The sequence below is a fragment of the Longimicrobiales bacterium genome, from assembly GCA_035764935.1.
In the GTDB taxonomy this organism is placed as follows: domain Bacteria; phylum Gemmatimonadota; class Gemmatimonadetes; order Longimicrobiales; family RSA9; genus DASTYK01.
In genome coordinates this window covers 1-5,292 of record DASTYK010000107.1, presented here as the reverse complement: position 1 = coordinate 5,292, position 5,292 = coordinate 1, and the positions used below count along the sequence as shown (strand labels likewise).

At 68.0% G+C, this 5,292-nt stretch carries 4 protein-coding genes; all 4 read left to right on the top strand.

Annotation, left to right across the window (positions count from 1 at the left end; all coding sequences use genetic code 11):
- Nucleotides 1-766 (top strand): hypothetical protein (locus VFU06_09045; protein ID HEU5209544.1); only part of this gene is annotated, 766 nt, incomplete at its 5' end.
- 17 nt (nt 767-783) lie between these two features.
- Nucleotides 784-1,701: a signal recognition particle-docking protein FtsY gene (gene ftsY / locus VFU06_09040; GenBank protein HEU5209543.1), complete on the top strand. Its 918-nt coding sequence runs from the start codon at nt 784-786 to the stop codon at nt 1,699-1,701.
- Nucleotides 1,664-3,877 (top strand): ATP-dependent DNA helicase RecG, encoded by a 2,214-nt coding sequence (gene recG / locus VFU06_09035; GenBank protein ID HEU5209542.1) that lies wholly within the window; start codon nt 1,664-1,666, stop codon nt 3,875-3,877. Before ftsY ends, recG begins: the two co-directional genes overlap by 38 nt.
- Nucleotides 3,878-4,694: 817 nt before the next feature.
- Nucleotides 4,695-5,292, top strand: a 598-nt coding sequence (locus VFU06_09030; protein HEU5209541.1) for a hypothetical protein, incomplete at its 3' end; no start/stop codon positions are given.

Sequence of the window (5,292 nt, the reverse complement as noted above, 5' to 3'; positions counted from 1 at the left end):
CGACGTCCCCTCCTCGCCCGTCGCACCCCTGCTGTCCGGGCTGTCGCTGGAGGGGCTCGCGCCCCTGACCGAGCTCCGTTCCGCCGAGGCCGGAGACGGCGCGTGGACGCCGCTGGCGGCGAGCCGCCGCAGGCGCGGCGAGCCACAGCCGATCGTGCTCGCCGGTGAAGCCGGCGGCAGGCGCTGGGTCGTCGCCCTGGGTGCGGGGTACTGGGGCTGGGCGTTTCGCGGCGCGGAGAGCCGCGCGGTCTACGCCCGGCTGTGGGGCGCGCTGGCCGGGTGGCTGATGCGCGAGGAAGGCGCGGTTGCGACGACGGCGGTTCGCCCGGCGCAGCGCAGCATCCCGCGCGGCGAGCGGCCGACCTGGGTCGCGCCAGGACTCCAGGTCGACTCGATCCGAGTCGAGCTGACCGCACCGGAGCTGGACAGTGCACTGGTCAGTGTCGCGCGCTCCGCGGGAGGTGCCGATACGCTGCGCAGCGCAGCCGTGCCTCCTGGCCACTACAGCTATTCCGCGACCGCGTTCGCCGGGGACAGTGTAGCGGGTAGCGCGACGGGTCCGCTGACGGTGGAGCAGTATTCGCCGGAGCTGGCGCGCGCGAGTGTGGACCTGGACGCACTCGTTGCCGAGGCAACACCGGTGGGGCCGGACGCCCGCGAACGGGGGCCGCGCCGTCCGTTGCACGCGAGCGCGCTGCCCTGGGCGCTGCTGGTGCTGCTGCTGTGCGTGGAGTGGGTGCTGCGTCGACGCTGGGGCTTGAGGTAACCGATGGTAACGGAGGCATGATGGCGCGACTGGAGAAACGGTCGCTCTGGCAGAAGATCAAGGACGTCGCACTGACGGACGTCGGTGTGCTTGCACGCGGCGGGCTCGACCAGGGCTCGCTCGAGCAGCTCGAGGAGCTGCTGCTCGAAAGCGACTTCGGCGTGCCGGCGACGATGCGCCTGGTGGATGCCGTGGAGAAGCCGGCGCGACTGGGGAAGATCCGCACGGAAGCGCAGTTCGAGCAGGCGCTCGCGGGCGAGATCAGCGCGATCCTCGCCAGGGGTGAGGATCGTACGGCGCTGCAGTTCGCACCGGCGGGCACGCCGACAGTGATCCTCATGGTCGGCGTGAACGGTGTAGGCAAGACTACTACGATCGGCAAGCTCGCGCACCGGTTGAAGAAGCAGGGGAAGCGTCCGCTGCTCGGTGCCGCGGATACGTTCCGCGCGGGCGCGATCGACCAGCTGAAGATCTGGGCACAGCGAACGGGTGCCGAGTTCGTCGGCTCACAGCCCGGCGCGGATCCGGCGGCGGTCGCGTTCGACGCGATCGACGCGGCGTACGCCCGCAACTGCGACGTCGTCATCGTGGACACGGCCGGCCGCCTGCACACGCAGAACGATCTCATGGCGGAGCTGGAGAAGGTGAACCGCGTGATCGGCCGTCGGCTGGAGGGTGCACCACACGAAACACTGCTCGTGCTCGATGCGACGGTCGGTCAGAACGCGGTGTCGCAGGCGCGCACGTTCAGCAGGGCGCTGCCGCTCACCGGCCTCGTGCTCGCGAAGCTGGACAGCAGCGCCAAGGGCGGCGTGATCGTGGCGCTGAAGCAGGAGTTCGAGCTGCCCGTCAAGCTCGTCGGCACCGGCGAGTCGATCGACGCGCTCGAGCCATTCGATGCCGAACGGTTCGCACAGGCCGTCGTCGGCGAGTGACGTGCGGCCCGGTCGCGGCGGCATTGCACCGCTCGACCAGGCCGCGCAATTCCTGAAGGGCGTCGGCCCGAAGCGCGCCGAGCAGCTCGCACGTCTCGATGTGCGTACCGCCCGCGATCTGCTCTTCCATGTGCCGCGTCGCTACGAGGACGCCAGCACCGTTACGCGCATCGGCAAGGTCGAGATCGGCCAGGATGCCACCGTGATCGGCGAGGTCGTCACCAAGGGCGTGCTGCCGACGCGTTCCGGGCTGCGCATCTTCCAGGCGGTGCTGCGCGACGGCTCCGGCCAGATCGAAGCGTCGTGGCCGGGCCAGCCGTTCCTCGACCGCACCATCCGCAAGGGCGACCTGCTGCTGGTCACCGGGCCCGTCCGCTTCTTCCACGGCCGCCAGATCGCGCCGCGCGAGTACATCGTGCTGGGCTCGGTGGAGGACGAGGGCGGCAGCACGGCCGGCAAGGTGCTGCCGATCTACGCGACGACCGAGGGGCTGTCGCAGAAGGTGCTGCGCTCGATTCTCGATCAGAACCTGGACAGACTGCTCCCGCTGCTCCAGCCCGAGGATCCGCTGCCGCAGGCGCTCGCGCAGCGACACGGTCTGCCCACGCTGATGCAGGCCGTGCAGCAGCTGCACCGGCCGGCTTCACTGAGGGAAGCGGAGCAGGGACGTCGCAGGCTCGCGTACGAGGAGCTGTATTTCCTGCAACTGCTGCATGCGCGCGCACAGCGGCGGGAGCGCACGCGACGCAGCGGCATCACCTTCGTGCGGAACGATCGCCTGATTGCAACGCTCTACCGGAAGCTGCCCTTCGAGCTGACCGCGGCGCAGACGCGTGCGATCTCGGAGATCTTCGGCGACATGACCGCGCCGTATCGCATGAACCGGCTGCTGCAGGGCGACGTCGGCTCCGGCAAGACCATCGTCGCGCTCTTCGCGATGCTGCTGGCTGCAGAGAACGGGATGCAGTCCGCGCTCATGGCGCCGACGGAAATCCTGGCGGAGCAGCACGCGCGCACGATCAGCGCGCTGCTGGAAGGCATCGACGTCGCCTGCGTGCTGTTGACGGGGCGACTGGCGGCGCGTGAACGACGCGATGCGCTCCAGCAGATTCGCAGCGGCGCTGCGCACATCGTGATCGGAACGCACGCGCTCATCCAGGAGGGGGTACGCTTCCACAGGCTCGGTCTCGCAATCGTCGATGAGCAGCACCGCTTCGGCGTGAGGCAGCGCCAGGCGTTGGGCAGCGCTGGTGTGAACGGCGCGTCGGAAGCCGATGCGGCTGGCGAGCCCACGCTCGAAATCGAGGACACGCAGCCGCCGTCAGACGGTGCGCCGCCTGATACGCTGGTGATGTCGGCCACACCGATTCCGCGCTCGCTCGCGCTCACGCTGTACGGCGACCTGGAGCTCACGGTCATCGACGAGCTGCCGCCCAACCGCAAGCCTGTGCGAACGGCGGTACGCCAGGGGAGTGCGCGCAGTCGCGTCTACGAGTTCGTGCGCGAGCAGGTCGCCGAGGGCCGGCAGGCGTACATCGTGTATCCGCTGGTCGAGGAGAGCGACAAGGTCGAGCTCAAGGCCGCGACCGCGGAGCACGAGCGGCTGGCCACGGAGGAGTTCAGCGACCTGCGCGTCGGGCTGCTGCACGGCCAGCTCGCGGGTGACGCCAAGGATGCGACGATGCGCGCGTTCGCCGCGGGCGAGCTGGACATCCTCGTGGCCACGACGGTGATCGAGGTCGGCATCGACGTGCCCAACGCGAGCGTCATGATCGTCGAGCACGCGGAGCGCTTCGGGTTGTCGCAGCTGCACCAGCTGCGGGGGCGCGTGGGGCGTGGCGCGGCCGACTCATTCTGCATCCTCATCTCGGACGGCGGACCCGAGGCAGTGGAGCGGCTCCAGATCCTGGCCCGGACCGACGATGGCTTCGAGGTCGCGCGCGCGGATCTCCAGCTCCGCGGAATGGGTGACGTGTTCGGCGCTCGCCAGCACGGCCTGCCGGCATTCCGCTTCTTCGACCCCGAGCGTGACGAGGACCTGCTCCTCGCCGCGCGGGAGGACGCACGCGCGCTCGTGGAGCGCGATCCCGAGCTGGAGCGCGAGGAGCATGCAAGACAGCGGGCGGCACTGAAACAGCGGTTCGGTGAACGTGAGGCGCTGTTCGGCGTGGGGTGAAGCTGGATGCGCATTCGGCGGAGCAGTGAGCTCGCATGATGAGCGGAATGGAACAGGGTGCCCCGATATCCCGCGTAATCACGTGGCCGCGGGCCTGCATGCTGGTCATCCCGCTTCTCCTTACCGCTTCGTCGCCCCCTTCCATAGCCACTCCATCCTCAACATCAGAAATCTGTCTGTCGGCGGGTGGATCTTGCGACAAGCAAGATCCCGACGTGGATTGCTGGACGAACGGTGAGAGGATCCGAGGTGCATGCACGTCTGGCACTGAATGGTGCGACGGCACGTGAACGTAGTCGCGGCTCCGAGGTGCGCACCGGCATTGCGGGTGGCTAGAGGCAACGCTCGAGGAACGAGCGAAGCGAAATCGAGGTGGAGGATCGTCGTCCTGACGATTGCGACGGTTGCGATGCCGGGGCTTCTGGCAGCGCAGACTCAGGATGTTGCGACCTGGGTACTTTCGGACGCGCCGCTCCTCCGAATCGGTAGCACCTCGGGTGCGGGACCTGACGGCTTCGGTCGTGTGATCGGCGTCACGCAGACGAGCGATGGGCGTATCGTCGTCGCGGACGCGCTGAACCACGAGCTCCGTTTCTTCGATGAACGCGGAGAGCATCTCGTAAGCGTCGGCGGCCGCGGGCAGGGGCCGGGTGAGTTTCGCACAATGCGCCCTCCCATGCGGTGCGCTGATGGGCTGGTTCATGTCTGGGACCCGAACCAGGGTCGGATCTTGGTATTCACGTCCGCTGGAGCTCTTCATCACACCTTGCGAGTGGGAGAATCACCTGGGGCTGGTGAACAGTGGAGTCCCTGGAGAATGGCCTGCAATCCGATCGGCGATGCTGTTACGCTGCGTCGCAACATGGGGTCACTTCGGCCGCAGGGAGAGGGTCCGTTACGCGTCGAGATGCGCGCCGACCTGACTCGCGCTGGATCAGATATTTCGATTCCGCTGGGTAAATTCTCAGGCGACGAGTTGTATTTCGCGCAGGGCGCCATTGCTCCCCGGCCGCTGGGCCTGACGACAGCCGTCGCGGTGGCCTCTGATCGCGTCTATCTGGGTACGGGAGATGACTTCCGAATCGCGGTGTTCTCCCCGGATGGTGACAGGATTGGTACGATCGACACCGCGATCGAACGGCTGCCACTCGATCGACGCCGTCGCGAGGCATACATCGAGAGCGCCGTGGCCGACAGCCGGCACGGAGAGAGTTCCCGCGCCTTCTACTCGTCGCTGGAGTACCCCGAGCGTTTGCCCGCACATGGATCGATGCTCGTGGATTCGCAGGATCGCCTGTGGGTCCAATCGTATCCCGATCCAACGAACGCCAGGTCGGTGACGTGGTACGTGTTCGGCCGCACGGGTGACCTGCTCGCGCTCATCGAGATACCGGCCGGGTTGGAGGTCTTCGACG

Bases quoted from the DNA above. Each gene is read 5' to 3' on its own strand.
- ftsY (HEU5209543.1), top strand. From the start codon at position 784: ATGATGGCGCGACTGGAGAAACGGTCGCTCTGGCAGAAGATCAAGGAC.
- recG (HEU5209542.1), top strand. From the start codon at position 1,664: ATGCCGAACGGTTCGCACAGGCCGTCGTCGGCGAGTGACGTGCGGCCC.